The 23,214-nt window shown below is 63.4% G+C and carries 16 protein-coding genes and 1 pseudogene; 1 reads left to right on the top strand and 16 read right to left on the bottom strand.

Annotated elements, in window-relative coordinates:
- Positions 1 to 2 precede the first annotated feature (2 nt).
- The 13 genes from WGH93_RS05085 to WGH93_RS05025 form a co-directional block, all read right to left on the bottom strand.
- Positions 3 to 1,049, bottom strand: coding sequence for a FemAB family XrtA/PEP-CTERM system-associated protein (locus WGH93_RS05085; RefSeq protein ID WP_374763783.1), 1,047 nt, complete (start codon positions 1,047 to 1,049; stop codon positions 3 to 5).
- Positions 1,046 to 1,975 (bottom strand): XrtA system polysaccharide deacetylase, encoded by a 930-nt coding sequence (locus WGH93_RS05080; protein WP_374763782.1) that lies wholly within the window; start codon positions 1,973 to 1,975, stop codon positions 1,046 to 1,048. Before WGH93_RS05080 ends, WGH93_RS05085 begins: the two co-directional genes overlap by 4 nt.
- Complete coding sequence (locus WGH93_RS05075) at positions 1,965 to 3,077, bottom strand: XrtA/PEP-CTERM system-associated ATPase (RefSeq protein WP_374763781.1); 1,113 nt, start codon at positions 3,075 to 3,077, stop codon at positions 1,965 to 1,967. The genes WGH93_RS05080 and WGH93_RS05075 overlap by 11 nt, the downstream gene beginning before the upstream one ends.
- Before the next feature lie 8 nt (positions 3,078 to 3,085).
- A complete protein-coding gene (locus WGH93_RS05070; protein WP_374763780.1) occupies positions 3,086 to 4,540 on the bottom strand; it encodes a TIGR03016 family PEP-CTERM system-associated outer membrane protein in 1,455 nt (484 codons plus the stop codon).
- A gap of 57 nt (positions 4,541 to 4,597) precedes the next feature.
- Positions 4,598 to 5,803: an XrtA-associated tyrosine autokinase gene (locus tag WGH93_RS05065; RefSeq protein WP_374764035.1), complete on the bottom strand. Its 1,206-nt coding sequence runs from the start codon at positions 5,801 to 5,803 to the stop codon at positions 4,598 to 4,600.
- A gap of 37 nt (positions 5,804 to 5,840) precedes the next feature.
- A complete protein-coding gene (locus tag WGH93_RS05060) occupies positions 5,841 to 7,472 on the bottom strand; it encodes an XrtA system polysaccharide chain length determinant (protein ID WP_374763779.1) in 1,632 nt (543 codons plus the stop codon).
- Positions 7,473 to 7,520: 48 nt separating this feature from the next.
- A complete protein-coding gene (locus tag WGH93_RS05055) occupies positions 7,521 to 8,099 on the bottom strand; it encodes an XrtA/PEP-CTERM system exopolysaccharide export protein (protein ID WP_374764034.1) in 579 nt (192 codons plus the stop codon).
- 560 nt (positions 8,100 to 8,659) lie between these two features.
- Entirely contained in the window at positions 8,660 to 9,742 is a 1,083-nt protein-coding gene (galE, locus tag WGH93_RS05050) for a UDP-glucose 4-epimerase GalE (protein ID WP_374763778.1), read from the bottom strand.
- A complete protein-coding gene (locus tag WGH93_RS05045; RefSeq protein WP_374763777.1) occupies positions 9,739 to 10,974 on the bottom strand; it encodes a glycosyltransferase in 1,236 nt (411 codons plus the stop codon). Before WGH93_RS05045 ends, galE begins: the two co-directional genes overlap by 4 nt.
- 3 nt (positions 10,975 to 10,977) lie before the next feature.
- On the bottom strand, positions 10,978 to 13,833 hold the full coding sequence (prsT, locus tag WGH93_RS05040; RefSeq protein ID WP_374763776.1) for an XrtA/PEP-CTERM system TPR-repeat protein PrsT: 2,856 nt from the start codon (positions 13,831 to 13,833) through the stop codon (positions 10,978 to 10,980).
- Positions 13,834 to 13,849: 16 nt separating this feature from the next.
- Positions 13,850 to 15,205 (bottom strand): TIGR03013 family XrtA/PEP-CTERM system glycosyltransferase, encoded by a 1,356-nt coding sequence (locus WGH93_RS05035; protein ID WP_374763775.1) that lies wholly within the window; start codon positions 15,203 to 15,205, stop codon positions 13,850 to 13,852.
- Between the two features lie 20 nt (positions 15,206 to 15,225).
- On the bottom strand, positions 15,226 to 15,849 hold the full coding sequence (locus WGH93_RS05030) for a uracil-DNA glycosylase family protein (RefSeq protein ID WP_374763774.1): 624 nt from the start codon (positions 15,847 to 15,849) through the stop codon (positions 15,226 to 15,228).
- A gap of 7 nt (positions 15,850 to 15,856) precedes the next feature.
- Positions 15,857 to 16,798 (bottom strand): nicotinate-nucleotide--dimethylbenzimidazole phosphoribosyltransferase, encoded by a 942-nt coding sequence (locus WGH93_RS05025; RefSeq protein WP_374763773.1) that lies wholly within the window; start codon positions 16,796 to 16,798, stop codon positions 15,857 to 15,859.
- A 133-nt stretch (positions 16,799 to 16,931) separates the two neighbouring features.
- Between WGH93_RS05025 and WGH93_RS05020 the strand changes: the two genes are divergently transcribed.
- Positions 16,932 to 19,445 (top strand): hypothetical protein, encoded by a 2,514-nt coding sequence (locus tag WGH93_RS05020; RefSeq protein WP_374763772.1) that lies wholly within the window; start codon positions 16,932 to 16,934, stop codon positions 19,443 to 19,445.
- Between the two features lie 192 nt (positions 19,446 to 19,637).
- On the opposite strand, the gene WGH93_RS05015 is transcribed toward WGH93_RS05020, so the two are convergent.
- The 3 genes and pseudogenes from WGH93_RS05015 to WGH93_RS05005 form a co-directional block, all read right to left on the bottom strand.
- Positions 19,638 to 20,051, bottom strand: coding sequence for a helix-turn-helix domain-containing protein (locus WGH93_RS05015; protein ID WP_374763771.1), 414 nt, complete (start codon positions 20,049 to 20,051; stop codon positions 19,638 to 19,640).
- 236 nt (positions 20,052 to 20,287) lie between these two features.
- Positions 20,288 to 22,951, bottom strand: coding sequence for an aminopeptidase N (pepN, locus tag WGH93_RS05010; RefSeq protein ID WP_374763770.1), 2,664 nt, complete (start codon positions 22,949 to 22,951; stop codon positions 20,288 to 20,290).
- Between the two features lie 24 nt (positions 22,952 to 22,975).
- Positions 22,976 to 23,214: pseudogene (locus WGH93_RS05005) on the bottom strand (hypothetical protein); the annotation flags it as partial.

Genomic DNA, 23,214 nt, shown 5'->3' with positions numbered 1-23,214 from the left:
CCCTACCCCAAATGCCGCGCCAAAGGGGGGCCGAGCCGGTTCGCCACCGTCAGGGGCAGATGGCGCCATATCCGGCTGGCGAGCGCCATCAGGCCGTGTTCCCGATCCGGAGCCAGTGGCGTGGCGCCGGGCGCCAAATGCCAGGCTGTGGCCAGTGGTTGCGGCGTGAAGCCCCAGTGTTTCTTGAAGTGATAGGGGCCGCTGCCCACCCGGCTGCGGCCAAAATCAAAGCGCGTGAAGCCCCTTTCGGCGGCCCGGTTCATCAGGTCGAAATACATGAAATCATGGGCGCCGAGGCGCCGTGCCTCCGCCACGCTGCCCGCATAATAGGGCATCACCGTATGCCCGTGATAAAAGCTCATCAGGCTGGCGACGGGGCGATCATGCCGATCGCGCACCAGGGCGATTTCCACATTGTCGGGAAAGGTGCGGAGCAGCATCCGAAACAATGTTGCCGGAAAAACCGGGGTGCCCAGCCGGTGCACACTATCGGCATAGAGGGCGTAGAAGCTGTCCAACTGATCGGGCCCCAGCGTAACCCTGAGCCCGGCCTTCAGCGCCTTGCGCACCACGGCGCGCTGCTTGCGGGGAATGGCGGCAAGGCGGGCGTCTTCGCTTCCGGCCAGGGGGCCCACAAAACTGGCGCTGGTCCCGTCATCCACATGCCAGCCCGCCCGCCGGGCCTGATCCGCCGCCACCCCGCGATATTCCAGTGCCCGCCCGCCAATGGCGCGGGTGCGGCGCCACGCCTCCTCGTCCAGCGCGCGCAGGCTTTCCCCGTCGTCCGCCACCGGCCCGGCGGCGACGCAGAAGGGCAAGGACACCCCGCTGCGCCCGAAAAGCACGCTGCGCCTGAGCGCAAGCGGCAGGATACCGCTAAGGGAGCCGTTTCGCTCCGCCAGCAGGAAAGGCGTATCATAGCCGGTGGTGCGGCTCACCACATCCTGCCAGCCGGCCCTGTGCAGAAAACCCGCCTGGTCACTGGCCGCCACATAGGCATCCCAGGCCACGCGATCCGCCGATACCATGGGGCGCACGCGAATGCTCACGATGCACCCTCGCCCGGCCCATTCAGGTGAGCCACATAGGCGCCCATGGGCGACCAGACCAGCGCCCGCATCAGGCGCGGCACCTTGGCGCGCATTCGCCTGAGTCCGATGCGATGGCGAAACCGCGACTTGAGCGGCGCCGCCGGAACCCTTGGCTGGTCGGGGTCCACTTCCCAGGGGTGCATGTAAAAAATGCCCGGCGTGCCATTCTGGCGCGCCCCCGCCAGAAACAGCGCCTTTCCCAGCCAATACGGCATGAGCCGGAAATACCCCCCGCCGGATACGGGCAGATTGCGCCCCAACCAGTGCAGACGGGTCATGGGAATTTCCAGCAGCTCAGTTCCGGCCATAGGCTTGAAGGGCCGTGTTGGCGCCTCCGCCATACCATAATGGTCGGTGGTCACGGGGTACAGGCTGCTGGAATAGCTGAAGCCCTGACGGGACAGTTCCTCATACACCCACCACTGGGCGCGACCGAGCGAAAAGCTGGGCGCGCGGTAGCCCGCCACCCGCGCCCCCGTCACGTCTTCAAGCCGGCCTTTCGCGGTCTTCAGATCGGCGGCAAATCCAGCCGGGTCCAGCGCGGTCAGTCGGCGATGATCATTGCCATGACAGGCGATTTCGTGCCCCGCCTCGGCGATACGGCGGATCAGGTGCGGCTGGGTCCGCCCCACCCAGCCCAGGCAGAAAAAGGTGGCCTTCACATGGGCGGCGGCCAGGGCATCCAGCAGAAAGGGGACCTGTTCATCCAACCGACTGGAAAGGCCCGGCCAATCGGCGCGATCAATCGTGGTTTCATAAGCACCCACCTGAAACCAGTCTTCCAGATCAATGGTGAAGACGTGACCGGAAAAGGCAGCCGGGTCACCGGGTGGACGGTCAAAGCCCTCATTCTGCCCCACAGCCGCGCCCGGTTCAGGAATCATCCTTCTCATCCGCCAGACGACCCATCAACTGGGTGAGTTTGTCCAGGGTTTCGCTCTGTCTCCGCAATGTGGATTCCAGATCACCGATCCGCCCTTCCATCTCAGAAATGCGGCCCTGCTTTTCGTCCTGATCGTCCCGATTGCCGCCGCCGCGACCGATACCGAGCGTTTCGCGCCGTGGTGCGCGTTCCAGTGGCACCGTGCCGTCATTATAGGGATTTACCGGCCCGTCATCACGGCTTTTGCTGGCCTGGGCGGAGGGTGACGCCTGTTCCCCCACGGGGCGCACCTCTTCGGCCATGTCCTCGATCACCGTGGCCACAACACCCTGATCGATCTCGTGAATGTCCTCAAGTGCCCCGAAAAGCAGGATACGGGAACACAGCGCATTGAGCCGCCGCGGCACGCCGCCCGAAAAGTCATAAATGGCCTCAACGGCTTCCGGCGTGAAGGTGGGGTCATCGTCCCAGTCCACCAGCCGCAGGCGGTGCTCGATGTAATCGGCCACCTCTTCCGGGTCCATCGCCTCAAGGTGGTGGGTGGCGATCACCCGCTGGCGGAATTGTTCCAGCTCCGGCGCGGAAAAGACCCGGTCCCGAAATTCCGGCTGCCCCACAAGGAAACTTTGCAACAGCGCCATGTTGTTTTCCTGATAGTTGGACAACATGCGCATTTCTTCCAGCGCCGCATTGGACAGGTTCTGCGCCTCATCCACCACCAGAAGCGCGCGACGCCCGGCGCGGGCCTGTTCCCTGAGATAGTTTTCCAGCATGGACAGCAGCGCGCCCTTGTCCGCCGCCTTGGTGGAATCCAGCCCGAACGCCGCCACCACGCTGCGCAACAGGTCTTCCGCATTCAACTGCGTGGACACGATCATGGCGGCCACGAATTCCCGCCGGTCCAGGGTTTCGAACAGATGGCGTACCAGCGTCGTCTTGCCGGTACCGATGCCGCCCGTGACGATGATGAAGCCTTCACCCTGGCTGAGACCATAAGTCAGATAGGCCATCGCCTTCTTGTGGGTCTTGGAACCAAAGAAAAAGCGCGGGTCGGGCGTCAACTGAAACGGACGACCGGAAAGGTTGTAGACTTCTTCAAACATTCAAACCTCTAAAAAAGGGCTGTCATCTGGAATCTTACAGCGTTTTCCAACAAGTCTCCACCCGGTGTATTGGAAAAACGCTGACTGAAATCATAAGACAGGCTCATTCGTATATTTTCATAGACCCGTTTCTCCAGGCTGAGGCTGGCCAAAAGGGTTTCATCCACCCGGTCGGACCCTTCAAAGGCATTCCGCCGATAATTGCCGGAGGCACTGAACCGGGTCTGCCTATCCAACTCACGGCTGTACCGCGCACCCACGCCCCAACTTTTGGCCGTGCCGGTTTCATTGTCAAAGGTGCGGCGCTCGGTATCCGCGGAAAGGCTTACCCGATTCCGCCGATCCCGCCAGGTGAGCGATCCATTGATGGTGCGGCGGCGAAAGTCCACGTCCGACAGGGTGAAGTTGGGCTGGGAGTTTCGCACCGGCTCCCCGTCCGTCCCCAGAACCCCATCCGAAAGATTGCTCGACAGACCATCCAGACGGTCCAGGATCACGCCGGTATTGCTGGCCACGCCGTCGCTGACTTCCCCGTTCAGTGTCAACCGCGAAGACAGCGTATAGCGCAGATTGCCCCGCCAGGTGGTCCGGTCCCCCTCGGCCCCGCGAAACAGCTCCAGGCTCAGCTTGCGGCCCGGTGTCAGCCGCACACCGCCTTCCCAGGCAAAGCCGTCTTCGCTCAGGGTCGTTCGATCCAGATTGTTGTCCGACACCCCCGCCACGGCAAACAGCTTCACCATGCGGGACAGTTCCAGCGACACTTCCCCCACCGCGCGGGAACGGCGAAAATCGGTTACATCCAGCGAGCGATAAACCTTCTCAAACTGACCGTCCAGCGCAAATCCCAGATGCCCGAAGCGCTCCCCGGACTCCAGGCGCAAGCTGGCCTGATTGGAAAACGTATCGGAAAAACGCTGGGTGATGGTGTCGTCATCCAGATTGTCCGCCGGGCTCAATGTGGCGCCGAACCGGTAGGACGCGGTCCAGTCCATCAGATTGGTGAGCCGCCCCCGCACCCGCGCCGTGCCCGAATAGTTCTGCACCAGCCGCCGATTGTCGGAAATATTGGCACTATTGCCGGACAGGCTGTCCCGCTGGTTCAGAAAGGTCTGCTGCACACTGGCCCGCCCGCGCAAAAACAGGCGCCGCTTGATGGGCTCGGCATTCAAGACCCCGAACAGACGATGCCGCACATCGTCCACCCCGGCATCCAGAAAACGCAGATATTCCGCGCTGTAATCCACCGAAGCGCTGAGCCGGGGCCGATCGGTGGTGAAGCGCAGGCCCGGTTCCACGGTCAAAACGAAATCCCGTTCCCGCAGGCCCTGTCCATCGGGCTCGATGGATACATTATCGGTCCAGACACCGGCGGCGGACACCCGCACCTCCAGTTCTTCCCGCGCCTCGGCGGCTGGCACCCACAGCACGGACAGCACCACCAACAAGCCCAGCAGCACCGGCACACCACGCCTCACCGCTTCAATGCACAAGGTGGAGACATCCGGTCTCACCGGCACAGCCTAGCCCCTGCCATAGCCATAATAGGCGGCGAACTTCTTGTTGCTGCCGCTATGGCGGGTCTTGTTCAGCAGCAATGAGATATGCTCGCACCCACTGATCATGGACAGGCTTTCCTTGATCTGCGGCTCGGTGGTTTTTTCCGCCTCGACCACAAAAACGATCTGACCCATGTAAAGGGCCATGACCGAGGCGGCGGAACTGGCAAGCACCGGCGGGCTGTCGAAAATAATGATCCGGTCGGGATAACGCTCGGCGATCTCTTTCATGATGCGCTCCATCCGCTCGGAAGCCAGCATTTCGGTGGTCAGATTGTGCTGCCGCCCGGCGGGCAGAAGCACCAGATTGCTGATATTGGTGCGCACCAGGCAATCCCCCACATCCAGAGTCTTGTCCGCCACCACATCCATCAAACCCTTGCCACCCCGGACCCCCAGCCGGTTGAGCACTTCCGGCTTGGAAAAATCCGCGTCCACCAGCAGCACGGTCACATCCTGTTCGGATGCGATCGACAGCGCCAGATTGATGGCGCAGAAAGACTTTCCCTCACCCGGATTGGCGCTGGTGACAAGCACCAGATTGCCCTTCTCAACACGGCCTTCGCTTTTGGAAAAGGCATTCAGCAGCAGGCTTCGCTTGATGATGCGGAATTCCTCCGACATCAGGCTCGGCGGCATATCCGGCGTGATATAGCCCGCTTCCCTGAGAGCGTTCAGGTCCACGTCTTCGTGCAAAGGCGCAGGCCCGCCGCCTCGGCCAGTGGTTTTGGCCGGTGAGTCAGGCCGGGTGGCCGCGGAAGCCGGGCCCGGCCTTTCATGGACGGTGCCAGTGGTCCGCGCCTTACCGATCTCTCTGCCCGATCCGCGCGGCGGCGTGGACCGTGCGGCCCCACGCCCAGGAAAGGTGAAGGCATCCGCGCTGGAGCCGATAATGCCTCCCTCCCGTCGCCGTTTGGTGGCATCGGCGGCAACGCCCATGGCGCTGGGATCACGCGGGGAATCGTCATTGAATCGGGGCTGCTTGCCCGCCTCAGACTCCGTGGCGGCGCCGGATTTCTGTTCGGGCCGGTCCACACTCTTGTCCGACGGGCCTTTTCCGCGCCCCTTGCCGGGCGAACCGATGCCGCGCGTCTGCGCCTGCCCGGCACTGGTGGAGCGTTCAACCGCACGCTCCACAAGCGAAGGGCGTTTTTTCGGATCATTGGTCATAGACACCACAACAATTCCAACCGCCAGTCCGGGTCACTTAACGCCCCCCTATGGTGGGCGCGCCAAAGATATCCAGCGCGACAAACCCCACATATGCCAGAAAAAGCCCTCCGGCGATCAAGCCGAACACCAGAAGTTCCATACTTTTCTGGCGACTTTCCTCATCCGACAGAACACGGGTCACATTGCCCAGCACGGGCATGTCGAAGCTGGCGCGCAACTGATCGACGGTCACCACCACCGGGCGGATCTGACTGGCGATCAACGCCACCCCAAGACCACTGGCCAGCGCCCCGACCAGAACGAAGGTCAGATACAGCAAGCGCGGCGGACCACTGGGAAGCTGCGGGGTTACCGGCGGCTCCACCACGCGCATGGACACGGATTCATCCGCCCCTTCCACTTTCTGCTTCAATTCCAGATCCTGCTGTTCCTGCAACAATTCCGTATATTGGCGGCGAATGGTGGCATAATCCCGTCGCAGGCGTTTTTCCTCGGCCTCGATTTCGGGCACCTTCTTCGCCTTTGCCTCCATTTCCTGAACCACCAGGATCTGCTCTTCTTCCCGTTTTTCAAGCTTGGCGAGCTGGGTCCTGTTGTTGATCAGTTCCAGCATGAGCTGCTCATACAGGCGATTGGGGCTTTCCGTGCCGGACGTGGATGCCGCCCCCGCATCGGCGCTGCCTTCCAGTTGTGCGCGGGCTTCCTCGCGCTTGGCGGCCAGTTCCTCTTCCAACTGAACGATCTGGCGCTGCACATTCTGCACGTCCGGGTGCTTTTCCTTCATGCCCCGGCTTTTCAGTGTATCATACTTCTTCTTCAGTTCACTGATGCGTTCTTCCAGCGGATCGCGGTCATCCGCACCGCCCGATTGACTCGATCTGGCCTGGCGCACGGTGGGCGGCACATTCTTCAACTGCTCTTTCAACGTGTCCACGGTCACCTGAAGCTCAGACAGTTCCGAGCGCGTTTCCGACAGGTTGCGCCGCGCTGTCTCGAGGCGGGACAGAAAACTTTCCTGACCGCCCAGATATTGCATGTTTTCCTGCTTGAATTCGGCGTGGATGCGCTCGCTTTCCTCCAGCTTTTCAGTATATTCACGAATCTGGCTGGACAGAAAATCCACCGCACCGGCGGACTTGCTCTCCCCGCCACGGGAATTGCGCTCCATGAAAAAACTGAGCAGATTATTCACCACGGATTTGGCCACTTCCGCGCGCTGGCGATCGCTCAGGCGGCCATCGGCAATCTCGAACTTGATGCGGAACATGCCGCCTTCCAGCGAGATCACCTGAATATTGCGCTGAAGCATCCGAACCATCTCATCCATTTCCTTGCCTGTCTGGGCAAAGCGGTCCAGATAATCGGACCTTCGGATGATCTTTTCCAGATTGGGGCGCGTGACCAGCGTTCGGCGCACCACATCCACCTGGCGCATCACATCGATATTGATGCCCATGTTCTGCGCGATACGCGGAAGGATCGTCTGGGTGTCCACAAAAACCTGGGCCCCCGCCTCGTATCGATAAGGCATGGTGGAAACGGTACCCCACCCCACCAGACTGATGAACCAGGCCGTTGTCAGCAGGTACCAGCGCTTGCGCCAGATCCCGTAGGCAATGGACATTACCTGCTGATAAAGTTCATGTAAGCCCAGCGTATTCGCCATTACTCCGTCGCCTTTTCGGTACACGCCACCACGCGCACCCTTGTTCCCTTACAGGAAGCTTTCGGGAATGATCAGAACATCGCCTGGCATGATCTTCACATTCTTGTTTATCTTGCCGTCCCGCAACAGGCTGTCGATCTTCACCCCATATTCCCGCTGCTCGCCGTCCTCGAAACGCACCAGTGTGGCACCGTTCCCGTCAGCGAATTCCGTAAGGCCGCCCACATCGATCATCACATCCAGCAAGGTCATGTTGGCCCGATACGGGATGGTCTGCGGATTGGCCGCCTCCCCCACCACGCGCACCTGCTGGCTGAACGGCCCGGTAAATCCCTGCACGATCACTGTCACGATCGGCTGCTGCAAATAATCGCCCAGCCGGCTTTCAATATCGCGGGCCAGTTCGCTGGGGGTTTTGCCTGTCGCGGGCAGGTCATCAATCAGCGGCATGGACAATCGACCGTCGGGTCGAACGGTGACACCCACCGACAGTTCAGGATTACGCCAGACAAAGATGGATAGATCATCCAGCGGTCCCACAAGATAGCTGGGGCCCGGCCCTTCATCAGGCGCCACGAAGGGCGCCGAAGGTAATTCCGGGTGCGATCGGCCACATCCCGCGACCATCAGCAGCAACAGCGCCACCAGGAAAAATCGCCCGAAGCCAGCCGCAAAACCCGGCCATCCAGCTTCCCTTTGGCGGGTTTCCAGATGGGATGCCCCATCAGCCGTTACAAACATCGTCATCAGGTCGATCCTCACCCTTTCTGGCGCGGGGGCCGCCCAAGCAAGGCGGCCACTCTCTACCCACTGAATGAATAGAATTTTACAGAAAAGCAAGCCTGCGGCCTAAGAAAAAGTCGCGCCGCAGCGATGATGGCCATCGATATTTCAGCGGTATTCCCATTATATTTCAGTGATATTAGTGCCGACCGCCCGCCGCGCCATCACCCCCGGTGCGGTCAGGGGGCACAGCCTGATCCCTGTGGGGCATATCCTGATCCCTGTCGTCATTATGGCCCCCGCCATGCCCCCTGCCGGGGTCGTCACCTTTCGCGGGGCGCCAGCCACGGGGGCGGAACCCTTTTTTCTCAGTGGCTTGTTCGAACCGGCGCATGTCATCTTTAAAGAACCCCCAGGCGATGATGGCCACGATACCCAAGCAGAAAAACGCGAAATAAAGGGTTTCAAGCATGACTTTTCAACGTGCTGTCTGCGTTGTTTTGTCTCGCCCCGTGTTCGCCGTCACAATATCCGGCGGCCAGGCCACTTGCCTTCAGCCAGGACAGGCTGTCGGACAGAATACCATCCAGCCCGCGATGGCGGCCCTGCCAACCCAGCGCCGCCGACAGGGCACCCGGATCGGCAATCACGGAAGCCGGATCACCGGCGCGGCGGGCCACAACCCGGTGGGGCACCGCCCGGCCAAGCAGGGTGCCCACCGCATCCACCGCTTCACGCACCGATGTTCCCGCGCCATAGCCCAGATTGAACAGACGCGGCGCACCCGTTTTCAGCAGGTCTGCCAGCAAGGCCAGATGGGCGTCGGCCACATCCATCACATGAATATAGTCCCGCACGCCCGTGCCGTCGGGGGTGGGGAAATCATCACCGAAAATATCCAGCGGCGGCGCCAGGTCCAGCCCCGCCGCCAGAGCACGGCCCAGCAAGTGCTTGGGCACCGCCTGCCACTGGCCATGGCGCTGTTCCTTGTCCGCGCCCGCCACATTGAAATACCGGAACGCCCCGACGGCCAGATCGCTGGCCCGGCCCGCATCGAACAGGCAGGCTTCCGCCTGAAGCTTGCTCTGCCCATAGGGGTTGATGGGCCGGGTGGGGGTATCCTCGTTGACCACGGGGCTGTCCGGCTCGCCATACACCGCTGCGGTGGACGACAGCACGCAGGCGCGCACCCCCGCATCCACCGCCGCCCGCAGCGTGGCCATGGTGCCCAGCAGGTTATTCTCGTAATATTTCAACGGGTTTTCCAGGCTTTCATCTACCCGGATGGAGCCCGCGAAGTGCAGCACGGCCACCACATTTTCCCGCTTCATGAAGGCGCTCAGCCGGTCGCTGTCCTGCACACGCGCCCGCAGCACCGGCACATCGGACAGGAAATCCGCCTCCACACCGGTGGAAAAATCATCCACCACCGCCACAGGCACCCCCGCGTCCATCAGGGCAAGCACGGTCTGGCCACCGATATAACCAGCCCCGCCGGTCACCAGAACGCGCCCCTCACCCACCTGCTGCTTCAAGGTCCAACTCATTTGACTGTCTCCACACCTGATCCGCATTCCTGTCCATGCCTGTTTATGGCGTCCCGAAAAATATCCGCCTGTGCGCGGCTGATGCGGGACCAGCCAAAACCCGCCGCATAGGTGCGCACCGCCTTGCGGTCAATGGCGCCGTCGCTCAACAGATCGCGCACGGCGGCGGTCAGGCGGGCCACAAGCGCCTTACGGGGCGCGCCCTCTGGGCCTTCGACCATGCGCCCGGCGCGCGGGTCTTTCATCAGGTCCGGGGCGCCGCCCACATCACGGGTGACCACCGGTGTGCCACATGCCATGGCTTCCAGCAGCACATTGGCCCAGCCTTCCCGTTCGCTGGGCAATATCAACAGATCAGCCGCCGAGTAAAGCTCCGGCATGGCCTCCGGCCGCTGCTGGCCAAGAAAGCGCACCCGGCTCTGCAAGCCGCGCCGCGCCGTCTCCCGCTCCAAACCGGAACGCAAAGGTCCATCCCCGGCCAGAAGGACGGACACATCCGGCAAAGCCTCCGCCAGGTCCAGCATCAGGTCCGGCCTTTTGCGCGGGATCAGCCAACCGGCAAACAACAGCACCTGCCCCTTCAGCGCCAGCCGCCGCCGCACGGCAAGCCGGTCCCGCGGCTGGAAATACCCGATATCCACCCCGTTGCGCAAAACACTGATGCGATCAGCCGCCACGCCCATATCCATCAGTTCGTTCGCCAGAGCGCGGGAAACCGTTATAATCCTGTGCGCGGCCTGCGCGGCGGCAAGAATCCGGGCGCGGGCACGTGGATAATGGCGGGCGATAGTGGTCACGTCGCTACCCCGCGCGGTCATGACAAAGGGCAGGTTCAGCCTTGAGGCCATCCGACACGCGGCCACCCCGTCGGGATACAGGTAATGGCTGTCCAGAAGGTCGGGCACATAGCCTTCCGCCTGCAAGCGCCGCACGGCCTTCAGGCCGGCATGGGCCAGAAAGGTCGGCGTCAGCCCCATGCCCACGCGTGGAAGAACCACAAATCTGGGATGCTGCACATCCAATCCGTGCCGTTCCTCCCGACCGGGGGCCGCCGCCATGCGGCCATAGCGCCCGAACAGCGGGCTTGCCACGGGAAACCACGGAACCGGGGCCACCACGCGGGCGGTCACGTCCGTATCCTGCACCAGTCGGCGCAAGCGGTTTTCCACGAACACCCCCAGCGAAGGTTCCGCCGCATTGGGATACAGGCTGGAAAAGGTGACGATACGCACGCCCTAGTCATCCGACAATTGAATAAGCTGGCGCCGGGCCACATCGGCATCAGCGAAATCCGGGTCCAGTGACAATGCCTGGCTCAGGGCCGCGCGGCCAGCATCCCTCTGGCCATCCGCCAGATAGGCCATGCCCAGATGATACCGCACCAACGGATCGCTGGGGGCGCGCCGGGCAGCCTTTTCCAGCGCTGGCAGGGCCGTTTCCACATCCCGCGCCGCCTGTAGCTTCACCCAGCCATAGGTGTCGAGAATGAACGGATCATCCGGCAGCATCAAATAAGCCCGCTCCGCCAGGGGCACGCTGTCCCGGTCACCGATTTCCAGATAGGCACGGGCCAGTTTCGCGGTCAGCCGGGCATCGGCAACTCCCTTTTGCAGAATAGCGAAATAATGCCGCGCCGCATCCCGGTGCTGGTCTGCCTGTTCATACAGTTCCGCCAGATGCACCCTGAGTTCGCGGTCCTCGCCGCCCGCTTTCAGATAGGCTTCCAGGGTTTCCCGCGCGGCCTCGGCGCGGCCCAGGGCCATATGGGCATCCGCCAGTGTCCGGCGCAGGCGCGGCCCGTCCGCGCGGGCGATGGCGCCTTCAAGATGATCCACCGCCTTTTCCGGCTGCCCACCCGCAAGATAGGCCCGCCCCACCAGCGCGCGAGATACATCCTCCGGGCGGCTGTCGGGGTCCAGTTCCGCCAGCCGGGTCAGGGCATCGTCGGCCCGGCCCGCCGCCACATCCGAGGCAAACAGCAACCAGCGCGCTTCCATGCGCGCACGACCGTCCAGGTGTTTTTCCGCCCGACCAAAAGCCTGCCGGGCACCGGTGTGCAGACCGGCGCGATACAATGCCAGGCCGTGGTCCAGATTGGCCTGCCCGTTCGCGGGATCAAAGGCCACCACACGGGCGAACAGGCTGCTGGCCGCCCGCGGCTGCCCAATATCCATCAAAAGCCGCCCCAGACGGGCAAGAGACGCGGGATTGCCAGAGGCTTCACGCCGCAGACGGCGAATCTGGTCCACCGCTTCGGCGGTTCGGCCCGCGGCGGCCAGGCTTTCCGCATAATCCAGCCGCAAGGGGGTCTGATCCGGCATGGCGCGCAAGGCTTCGCCGAAATAGCCAGCGGCCTCCCCCGCCCGGTCAAGCCCCATCAGCGCCCGGCCCAGAAGCGCCTTCGCCCGGTTGTCCCCCGGCGACCCGGACAACAGACGGATCAGGTCATCCGCCGCGATCTGGAACCGGTCAAGCGCTAGCGCCGCCAGCGCGCGATTGCGGCGCGCGGAATCGTAATCTGATTTCATATCAACAGCCTGGTCGAATTCCTTAAACGCCTGATCGAATTTTTCCTGGCGGTAAAACACGGTTCCAAGCATGTTGTGGCCCAGCGCCCGATCGGGCGCCACGGCGATCAGGCGGCGGGCACTGTCCGCGGCCCCTTCCAGATCGCCACCGCGCAACTGCATACTCGCCAACAGCCCCAAAGCGCGGATATTGCGGCTTCTGGCCACCCCTTCCCCGCCACCGGAAAGATGGGCAAGGCGGTCGCGGGCCTCATCGGGCCGCCCGGCCACAAAGGCCGCCAGCGCCTGATTGATGGCCCGCTCCACGGCCACGGTTTCTTCCGTCCCCCCCGCACCGGATGGCAGGCGGTCATAATAGGCACGGCCCCGCTCCCGGTCCCCGGCGGCCATGGCGGCGGACGCGGCAATCGCCAGCGCGCGGGGATCGTCCCCTTCCAGAAGCGGCTCTATCGTACCGAGCGCACGGGCCGCCTGACCGCTTTTCAGCTCCGCCGCCGCCAGCGTCAAGCGCGCCGGACGGTTACCGGGCCGGGCCGACAGCACCCGCCGCAGCCGGGTCACGGCATCCAGGTGATTGCCGATCTGATAGGATACCAGCCCCTGCACATAAAGCGCCGGAAGATACCGGTCTGTCAGGCCGCGCGTGCGCAGCAGCAGGCTGTTGGCGTCCTCGAAATCCCCGGCGCGGGCCTTCACCACGGCGGCCAGATACAGCGCCATGGGATGGTTCGGCATGGCCGCCCGTACCCGCTGCAACTGCGCCTGGGCCGCGCCGGTCTCGCCCGCATCCACCATCAGGGCCGCCAGTTCCAGCCGGGCCAGGTGATTGCTCTCCTCCTGCGAGAGGGCCTGTTCGAAAAGATCGCGGGCCTCATTGGTGTCGCCCTGATACCGGGCGATCAGACCCTTGGTATAGGTCACCATGGTCTGATCCGGGTTGCGCTCAAGCGCTCCGGTGGCCCATCGATCCGCCTTTGCCAGGTCGCCGCTCTGCAGGGCGATCCGGGCCAGCCCCAACCAGGGTTCATAACGCGTATCGTCAGCAGCCCGCGCGGTTTCATAGGCATCCGACGCCGCATCCAGCCGGCCAAGGGCAAACAGGGCATCCCCGCGCACCACCTGCCTGGTCACGGCGTCCTCAGCGGACAGATTGACCCCCTGCATGGCATCGAGCGCGGCCCGGTATTGGCCTTGAACCAGCAGGGATCTGGCATAGACCAGCGCCGACCCCGCATAATCCGCGCCCAGCTTTCGGGCCCGGTCCACAGCGGCTTCCGCCGCCACCCCGGCACCATTGCCCACATGCGCCTCGGCCAGCAACAGATAGGCCCGCCACCCCGCATCGCCCCGCGCCTGAAGGGCACTGAGCCGCTCCACCGCCTGTTGGTATTGTTCCTGCTCGATCAGGGTGCGTACGGAAGCCAGCTCCGGCCCGTCCTGCCCGTGTGCCGGCAGCGGCATGAACACAAGGCTGTTCAGCAGGGCGCCCGCCAGACCGGCGGCCATGATATGGCGGCGCCGGGCGCTTTTCGTGGCCGGTCGGAACGCATCAGGAAACGGCACGGGTGACTCCCCTTTATTAACGGGCACCACCGGGAAACAGAATTACCCGGATGGTTTGCAACAGGATCAACACATCAAGAAACACCGAATAATTCTTCACATAATAAAGATCATACTCAAGTTTTCGGCGTGCGTCTTCAACAGAAGCACCATAAGGATAACTGATTTGCGCCCAGCCGGTAATTCCCGGTTTCATGGTGTGGCGCTCATCATAGAACGGGATCGCCCCCGACAATTCACGCACAAAACCGGGCCGTTCCGGGCGCGGCCCCACAAAACTCATCTGCCCGGCCAGCACATTCAGCGCCTGCGGAAATTCATCGATCCGCAGGGTGCGGATGATCCGCCCCACCGGCGTGACACGCGGATCGCCCTCGTCGGCCCAGCGTTCCCCCGTCTTTTCCGCATCCATCACCATGGAACGGAATTTCAACAGGTTGAACGGCACACCGCCGCGGCCGATCCGCGCCTGCCGATAAAAGACCGGCCCCTTGCTGCTCAGCCCGACGGCAAGCGCCGCCAGCGCAAAGATCGGCGAGGTCAGCACCAGAAACAACAGCGACACCACCACATCGCCGCCCCGTTTGACCAGCCGCTCCGGCAGCGTGCCGCCCTGAAAGCCATCGCTCATCAGCAGCCAGTCGCTGTCCAGATCATTGACCAGAACGCGCCCGCCGATCCGCTCCACAAAGGACAGGGCATCCAGCACCGCCACGCCCTTCAGGCGGCACTGAATCAGGCTGTGCAGCGTCTCGCCCCCCAGCACGGCACCGCGCGCCACCACAATCACATGCACGCCGCTGGCCAGCGCGTCCTGAATGGCCGCCGGGCCGGGGTCTTCGGGTATATGGCGGGCCAGTATCATGCCAAGGGGCCGCCTGCCGCCAGCCTCAAGCAGGGTCCGCACCATATCCACGCCGCCGCTCTCCCCCAGCAACAGCACTTTCTGGCTGATCCGGCGGCTGCGCAACAGCCCCAGCGCCAGCCAGCGCCAGACAACCATCATGGGCAGAACCAGCACCAGCATCAACGCCATCACCGAACGCCACAATGGCAGACCCGGCATCAGGAACAGCATGGCCGAAAGGATCACCAGCCCCCCGAAAAGCCCCACCAACACCCTCAGCATATGCTGGCGTCGATCCGCCAGTGTGGTGGGTTCATAGGCACCAACCGCCACAAGCCCGGCGCCCATTACAATGGCTGCCAACAGGGACGACAGGGCCAGATAGCCGGGCTCCGGCGGGGCCAGCGCCGCGAAATCGTGCCGCCAATGGGTTGCCAGAACCGTGGCCAGCCCCACCAGAGCCATATCCCCGGAAACGAGAAGCAGCTTCGATCCGGCCACATAATGTCTGAAAATGCGCGCCATGGGCGGGTCCTCTCACCGGGTCATGGGCTGGGATACAGCACTGACGCTACCTTTTGCTGAAGAACAGGTACCACTTCTTCTTCGAAAAAGCGATTTCGTTTCAGCCATAGCCTGTTGCGCGGCGACGGGTGCGGCATGGGCAGGATACCATTGGCCAGATGGCTGCGCCAGTTCTGCACCGTATCCGCCAATGTGCGGCCACGCGCGGGGCCGAGATGATAGGCCTGTGCATAGGCCCCTATGGCCAGTATCAGGGCCTGCTTCGGCAATGTGGCCATCAGCCGGTCGTGCCACAGCGCCCGACAGGCGGGATGAGGTGGCAGATCACCGCCCCCGCCGCGGCCCGGATAGCAGAACCCCATGGGAATGATATTGATGCGGCCCGGATCGTAAAACACCTTCCGGTCAATCCCCATCCAGTGCCTGAGCAGATCGCCGGACGGATCATCGAACGGCAGGCCGCTGGCATGAACACGGGTGCCCGGCGCCTGCCCCGCCACCAGTATCCGCGCCCGCGACCCCACCTGTATCACGGGGCGCGGGCCCAGCGGCAAATCCGCGGCGCAGTGGGTGCACGCCCGCACCTCGGCGGCGAGTGACGCCAGCGAGCGTGCCGGTTCCGCCGGGCGACGCGGCTGGGGCATGTCCGCCTTACGCGCCATCCACCAGATCGAAAAGCGAAACGGCCTGTTCCAGAATGCCCGCCGCCAGGGCCAGGGCCGCGCCCGGCCCGGCGCCGCTACCCGCATTGGTCAAGGGGCGATGGCCCAGCCGTTCCAGCGCCGTGGCCTGCACCCCCTCGTCGGCACTGGCCACCAGGCAATGGGAAATGGCATCGGGGCTGAGGGCGTGCAGCACCGCCGCCCCCGCAAGCGCCGCCCAGCCATCCAGAAGCACCGGCAAACGGGCACTGCGCGCCGCTATGATGGCGCCCACCATGGCGGCAATGTCCGGCCCACCCAGGCGGCGCAGCGCATCCAACGGGTCGGCGGGTGTGCCCGCCTGCTCCAGCGCGCGATATAGCGACAGGCCCTTCGGGTCCAGCATATCCGGCCCCATGGCGAGCAGATACACGATCAGGGCCGATGCCGCCGCCTGGTTGCCAAAGGCCAGATCGCCAAGGCCGAGCACATCGCCGCGTTGGGCGGTGGCCTCCATGCCGAAGGCCACGGCGGCCATGCAGTCCTTTTCCGACCAGGCCGGATTGGCCGGAGTGACGCTGTGCGGCATGTCCACGGCCATTTCCAGCACCCTGAGGCCCAGCCCCTGCCGCACCGACAGCAGATTGACCGGCGCCCGCCCGCGCGCCGCCAGATCAACCCAGGCGCGAATGTCCTGTGGCGGCGGCCCGCCCTGATAGCTGGCGGCGAACAGGCAGTTGTGGGTTTCCCGGACCCCCGGCACCTGCCGCCCCTGCCAGGCGGCGAGAAAAGCCGCCAGCCCCGGCAGGCCGTGCGGCGACAAGCCGGGCGGCACATCCAGCGTGCCCTTGGCCGTCAGCGCCGCGCGGGCGGCATCGAAGGCGCTGTTATCCGCACTGGGCAACTGGGCCAGCAGGCTGCGCAGGTCGTCGAAAGGTGCATGATCAGTCAAGAAAGGCCTCCGGTACAGGGGAAAGAATACTGCGTTACAAGATGACAAATACGATAAAATGCGACAGAATAAAGAGTGATGTTCGGCTAGCCCCGATTTTGTCCGGTGGCAGACCGCTCATGGTAAGGATGGAATGGCTCTGTTTTCCTCTGCAAAATCCGTTGCGATCGCAACTCTGCTGGGTGGCACGGCGCTGGCTGGCGGCGTAATGCTGTATGGCGCGCTGAAAGAACCGGCGCCCCTGCCGGTTCTGAATACGGACCTGCCCCCCGTGGTCGGCGAGAATCTGTTGCCGCCGCCGCCCACCTATCTGATGCAGGAAGAACCGCCCAGCCTGCCCGGCGTGCGCAAGCTGAAGGTGATCCGCCCCACATTGAGCAATGATCCGGTCTCTGGCGATCCGGCAGTGCCCGGCCAGACGGAGGCAAAGCCCTCTGCCGATTTCTACCTGACCGGCACGCGCAGCGCCGACCTGATCCGCGAACCCGTGGAAGCGCGGCTTGAAACCTTTCCCACCGTGGACCTGGATCAGGCCGTGGAAGGCGCGCTTTCCGTGGATGAGTGGGGCTTTCAGGTGGTGCAGGCCTATTTCAACCAGGCGCTGGGCGACTCGGATGCGGTCAAGCAACGGGTGGAAGCCCTGCTGGCCGGGATTGAGGCCAAGGCGGGAGAATTTGACCTGACCACCATTTCGGATGCGGTCAATCTGGTGGTGGAAGCGGGTGCGCGCACCTATTGGTCCGCCTATATGGCGCCGTTCGTGCTGGACCAGAATTTCAAGCTGACCGGCGGCTATGGCTGGGACCTGGGGCCATCCACCAGCGAGCCGTATGAAGATTTCGTCCGCGTGGGCGCCAACAGCAAAATGCTGGTGGGTGAAAACATGCAGGAGCTGACCGACGGCAGCGGCTCCACCATCACGTCCGACGGTATCCGAAACATGGCGGAATTCGTCGTCAACAATATGGAAAACGGTCAGTATCGCATCATCATCGTGACTGCCCCCAAGCCGGATGGCGAGGAAGTGCTCTATCCCTTCGGCGTGGATGTGAAACGCAACGGGGCCAATATGAATCTGGTGGACACCCGCGCCACCGACGATCTGGTGCCCGTGATGCGCCTGGCCAGCGAGGGTCTGGGCCGCCTTGGCGCGGACGGTGCGAAGATAGACCCCGATGAGAAAATGGAAACCGGGCATATCCTGGCGACGCGCGCGGAAGTGACGGATGGCACGCTGCGCATCAATTTCCGCCAACTGGGCGGGCAGGACACCTATGTGACCGCCGTGATGGCCTATCCCGAGCCGGCCAATGTAATCGATCAGGAACTGGCCCTGACAGTGGCGGATTTCCTGCAACGGGTCGCCCCCGCGGCGGGCGCGGACCTGACCCCGGAACAGATACTGGATGTGCAACTGCCCGTGGTGGACCCGGTGCAGGTCTTTGCGGACAATGCGGGCGGACTGCCCACCAATGAAGGCATCGCAGCCACGCCCCGGCCCGGCCCCGGTGTGATAGACACGGGCAGCCCGGACCCCGGCGCCGACACCCCCACTGGCGGTGGGGGCAATCCCGCTGACCCGGATGCCGGGGAGCCTGACGGCGGCGGCGATACCGGTGGCGGCGACACCGGTGGCGGCGACACGGGCGGCGGTGATACTGGCGGCGGTGATACTGGCGGCGGTGATACCGGTGGCGGCGATACTGGCGGCGGTGATACTGGCGGCGGTGATACCGGTGGCGGTGATACCGGTGGCGGCGATACCGGTGGCGGCGACACGGGCGGCGGTGATACTGGCGGCGGTGATACCGGTGGCGGCGATACCGGCGGCGGTGATACTGGCGGCGGCGACACGGGTGGCGGTGACACGGGTGGCGGTGATACCGGCGGCGGTGATACTGGCGGCGGCGACACGGGCGGCGGTGATACTGGTGGCGGTGATACTGGCGGCGGTGATACCGGTGGCGGCGATACCGGTGGCGGCGACACGGGTGGCGGTGACACGGGTGGCGGCGACACGGGTGGCGGTGACACGGGTGGCGGCGACACGGGCGGCGGTGATACCGGTGGCGGTGATACTGGCGGCGGCGACACGGGCGGCGGTGATACCGGTGGCGGTGATACCGGTGGCGGTGATACCGGCGGTGGTGATACCGGTGGCGGCGACACGCCGGAACTGGTCGCCGATGCGGGTGTCTATGACCCCATCCCCCTGGGGGAAGATTTCACGCTGGATGGCTGTGGCTCCACCTTCGCGGACGAAGCCATTTGCAGCCTGACGGACACAACGGAATTCGAGCTTGAATGGCTGCTGGATGGGGTCAGCCTGGGCACCGGTGAAACGCTGCTGGTTCAGACCGGCGAAGGCACGCTGTTCCCCACCACGGGCGACTTCGAAGTGACCCTTCAGGTGCGCTTTGACGGCAGCATCATCAGTGGGGACAATCTGGTCAATCTGGCCGGGGGCGGAACGCTGCTGCTACCCGGTGATCTGCGCCTGACCAGTGTGCCCTCAACGGCCACTATTCGAATTGTTGCCGCCTCGGTTCCCGAACCCGCGGGGCTGCTGGTCATGCTGCCGGGACTTGCCTGGCTGGCCTATCGCCGGCGCCGCACAGCCCGGCGCCGCACAGCCCGGCGCGCCTGAAAGGCCGGTTCCGCCAACCCCTGCCGCCTTGAGAAAAAGGGCGGCAGGGCATAAAAAAAGAATGCGCCGAAAGCACATTCTGACAGAGCACCATCATCAGCCGGGACAAGGCCGGGATCAAACCGCCCGCCCAGGGCTGCCCATACAGGGTGCGATGCCCTGCCAGGCATCGCCAGACCCCGTACCGCAGCTTCACATCCCGTATTCGTCCACGCCACTGGACAAGAGCCGGGCCAGCCCCAAAACCTTTTTGCGGATACGCGGATCGGCAATCCGGTAATAGGCTTCCACCAGTTCCTGCGTTTCCTGCTTTTCAAAGGTATCGCCGTCAATCCCTTCAGGCACCGGATCATAGCCGGGCATCTTGGTTTCGGCACCTTCGAAGAAATAGGAAACCGGCACATCCAGCGCATTGGAAATTCTGAACAGTCGGCTGGAGCCAATGCGGTTCGTACCGCGCTCGTATTTTTGGACCTGCTGGAAAGTGACACCCAGATCCTTACCCAGTTGCGTCTGGGACATGCCCAGCATCTTCCGGCGCGCGCGAACGCGCTGCCCCACATGGATATCAATGGGATCGGGGCCTTTCGCTTCTTCCATCGTCATAGTTCTACCTGTTATTGGTGGTTAATATGTCGTGCCTTGGGACACCAACTCATTCACCCGGAACAAAGCCAGAATTGTAAGCGGAACAACCTCACGCCTCATAATATAGGACGCTGACCCAAGAATCACAATCACCCATGTCGGCAAAAACATCAGAAATCTGTATTTTTCGCAAGAAACTTATCGAAACCTGACAAATTTCGCCCGGCGCGCGGCACCGGGCGATGGTGTTGGGATCAACCGTCCTCCAACGCGCGGGTCACCATTTCGGTCACATCACGGCTCAGATCAGGGTGCGCGACGATGCGATTCAATTCCGCCTTCATCAGATCGCGGGCATGATCGCCAAGGCGCTGAAACCGCCCAAGCGGCGCCACAAGGCGCGCCGCCGTCTGCGGGTTCAAAGCATCCGTCGCCAGCACATGATCCGCCAGAAAGGCATAGCCCGCCCCGTCAGGCCGATGGAAATGGCGCTGGTTCAGCATGGCGAAACTGGCGATCAGGGAGCGCAAACGGTTAGGATTGCGGTGCGTAAAGTCCGGGTGGTCCACCAATGCGCGGATACGGTCAAAGGCACCATCCGCCGAAGACGCCGCCTGAACGGCAAACCATTTGTCCACCACCAGCGGGTCGTCGCGGAACCGGTTGAGGAAGGCATCAAGCGCCGCGTCTTTCCGATCCGGGTCATGGGCCACCATCAGGGTGAGCGCGGAGATGCGATCCGTCATCAGTTCCGCTGTGTCATAATGAAGGCGCAACCGGTCCACTCCGCCCGCGGCAGGGGCCTGAAGGGCCAGAAGCGCGCCGACCAGGCGGCGACGCGCCTTGGCCACCGGCCCAAGGTCCGTATCGCCGTGCACAACCAGCGCATCATAGCGCGCCCGCGCGGCATCCCCCAGGCGCGCGGCAAGGCATCGCGCCACGTTTTCCCGCGCTTCGTGCAGGGCTTCGGCCCTGAGCGGGCGCATGGCCTGGCCGCAATCCATCTCACCGGGAAGGGTCAGCACCTCCGCGAGCAGCGCGGGGTCGCTTTCCTCGTCCGCGATCAGCCCCTCCAGCGCGGAGACATGATAATCCGGCAAACTTACCTGATCAGCGGCCACATCCACATGCTCCAGCACCAGTTGACGGCCCAGTTCGCGGGCGGCATCGGCGCGGGCATAGCCATCCGTATCGAACCGCACCAGATGGGCCAGTTCCCGCCTGTCCAGATCACTTTCCAGGATCACGGGCGCGGAAAAGTCCCTTAACAAGCTGGGCACAGCACCATCCGGCACGCCCGCGAAGGTCACCCGGCTTTCCGCCTCCGTGATTTTCAGCAGGCAGCCATCCGGCGCCCAGGTGCCCTCCCCCTGTACCAGATCGGGGGTAAGCAGCGTGCCGTCCGGGCCGATCCAGCCCATCAGCAACGGCAATGTGTGGGGCTTCTTGCCGGTCTGTCCGGGCGTGTCGGGAATGGTTTGCCGAATGGTCAGATGCACATTGTCACCGTCCCGTTCCCGCGAGATGGCCAGCGTCGGCGTGCCCGCCTGAACATACCAGCGCCGGAATTGGCCAAGGTCCACACCGCTGGCATCTTCCATCGCGGTGACGAAATCATCCGTGGTGACCGCCTGCCCGTCATGCCGCTCGAAATAAAGGGTCATGCCGCTGGCGAATCCTTCCGGCGTGATCAGGCGGCGCATCATGCGGATCACCTCCGCCCCCTTGTTATAGACGGTGGGGGTATAGAAGTTATTAATCTCCACATAGGATTCCGGGCGCACCGGATGGGCCATCGGGCCGGCATCCTCCGGGAACTGGATCATCTGCATCAGGCGGGCATCATTGATCCGCTTGACAGCGCGCGACCCCATATCGCTGGAAAACTCCTGATCCCGAAAGACGGTCAGTCCCTCTTTCAGGCTGAGTTGGAACCAGTCCCGGCAGGTAACGCGATTGCCCGTCCAGTTATGGAAATATTCATGCGCGATCACGGCCTCTATGGCATCATAATCCCGATCCGTGGCGGTCTCGGATGAAGCGAGCACGAACTTGGTATTGAAAATGTTCAGGCCCTTGTTCTCCATGGCGCCCATATTGAAGTCGGGCACGGCCACCACATTGTAAACGTCCAGATCATATTCCAGGTCGAACACGTCTTCGTCCCAGCGCATGGCACGCTTGAGCGATTCCATGGCATGGCCGGTCTTGTCCGCGTCTCGCGGCAGCGTGTAGATATGCAGATCCACGGCGCGGCCTGATCGGGTGGTGAAGCTGTCGCTCCGCCGGGCCAGGTTTCCCGCCACACAGGCAAAGAGATAGCTGGGCTTGGGAAAGGGATCATCCCACACGGCAAAATGGCGGCCATCCGGCAGGGCGCCGCTTTCCAGCGGGTTGCCATTGGCCAACAGGACCGGGCAGGCTGCCGCATCCGCCTCCAGCCGCACGGTGAATCGGGTCATCACATCCGGCCTGTCGGGGAAAAAGGTGATGTGGCGAAACCCTTCCGCCTCGCACTGGGTGCAGAACATGCCGCCGGACTTGTACAGCCCTTCCAGGCGGGTGTTCTCCGCCGGTTTCAGATCGGTCACGGTCTCCAGCCGGAAGCGATCCGGCACGTCATGGATGGTTAGAACTTCCCCCTTTCGGGACATGCTCCCGGCGCCCAGCGGCTGCCCGTCAAGGGTGGCGGAAACCAGATCAAGGCCGGCACCGCCATCCAGGATCAGATCCCGCACATCCTCATCATCGCGCTCCACGTCCAGAACGCTGACCACGCGGGCGGTGTCGCCGTCGAACTGAATGGTCAGTCGGGCGCGCGGCACCTGAAAGGCGGGCGGCGTATAATCCGCCAGATAGATCGGCTCTGGCATCTGTCTGGTCGCGTGGCCTTCGGGTTGTGTGCGGCTGTCAGCCATCTGGGGTGTCCTTTCCTTGATTCATCAGGGCGTATCCGGCTCGGCGAAAGCAAGCGGCACGGCGGTGGTGAACTTGATGCGTTCCATGGCAAAGGATGAGGTGACATCCGACAGGGCCAGGCGATCGATCAAATCCTGATAAAAGGGGACTATCCTGAATTTTGTGCTCTGGCGTGGTAACGGTTCTGAAAAGGAGACCACGAATGAGCATCGACAAAGACCTTTTGGACAAGCTGATGGAAGGCCGGTCAGCCGGCGATCTG

Source organism: Yunchengibacter salinarum, from assembly GCF_037658235.1.
In the GTDB taxonomy this organism is placed as follows: Bacteria; Pseudomonadota; Alphaproteobacteria; order Sphingomonadales; family Kordiimonadaceae; genus Yunchengibacter; species Yunchengibacter salinarum.
The sequence above is the reverse complement of the archived record's forward strand: the minus strand, read 5'-3'. Positions and strand labels throughout refer to the sequence as shown.

What these genes read in the sequence shown, in the direction of transcription:
- WGH93_RS05080 (WP_374763782.1), bottom strand. Translation starts at nt 1,975, where the DNA reads ATGATTCCTGAACCGGGCGCGGCTGTGGGGCAGAATGAGGGCTTTGAC.
- WGH93_RS05075 (WP_374763781.1), bottom strand. Translation starts at nt 3,077, where the DNA reads ATGTTTGAAGAAGTCTACAACCTTTCCGGTCGTCCGTTTCAGTTGACG.
- WGH93_RS05065 (WP_374764035.1), bottom strand. Translation starts at nt 5,803, where the DNA reads ATGACCAATGATCCGAAAAAACGCCCTTCGCTTGTGGAGCGTGCGGTT.
- WGH93_RS05060 (WP_374763779.1), bottom strand. Translation starts at nt 7,472, where the DNA reads ATGGCGAATACGCTGGGCTTACATGAACTTTATCAGCAGGTAATGTCC.
- WGH93_RS05055 (WP_374764034.1), bottom strand. Translation starts at nt 8,099, where the DNA reads ATGGTCGCGGGATGTGGCCGATCGCACCCGGAATTACCTTCGGCGCCC.
- galE (WP_374763778.1), bottom strand. Translation starts at nt 9,742, where the DNA reads ATGAGTTGGACCTTGAAGCAGCAGGTGGGTGAGGGGCGCGTTCTGGTG.
- WGH93_RS05035 (WP_374763775.1), bottom strand. Translation starts at nt 15,205, where the DNA reads ATGGCGCGCATTTTCAGACATTATGTGGCCGGATCGAAGCTGCTTCTC.
- WGH93_RS05030 (WP_374763774.1), bottom strand. Translation starts at nt 15,849, where the DNA reads ATGCCCCAGCCGCGTCGCCCGGCGGAACCGGCACGCTCGCTGGCGTCA.
- WGH93_RS05020 (WP_374763772.1), top strand. Translation starts at nt 16,932, where the DNA reads ATGGCTCTGTTTTCCTCTGCAAAATCCGTTGCGATCGCAACTCTGCTG.
- WGH93_RS05015 (WP_374763771.1), bottom strand. Translation starts at nt 20,051, where the DNA reads ATGACGATGGAAGAAGCGAAAGGCCCCGATCCCATTGATATCCATGTG.
- pepN (WP_374763770.1), bottom strand. Translation starts at nt 22,951, where the DNA reads ATGGCTGACAGCCGCACACAACCCGAAGGCCACGCGACCAGACAGATG.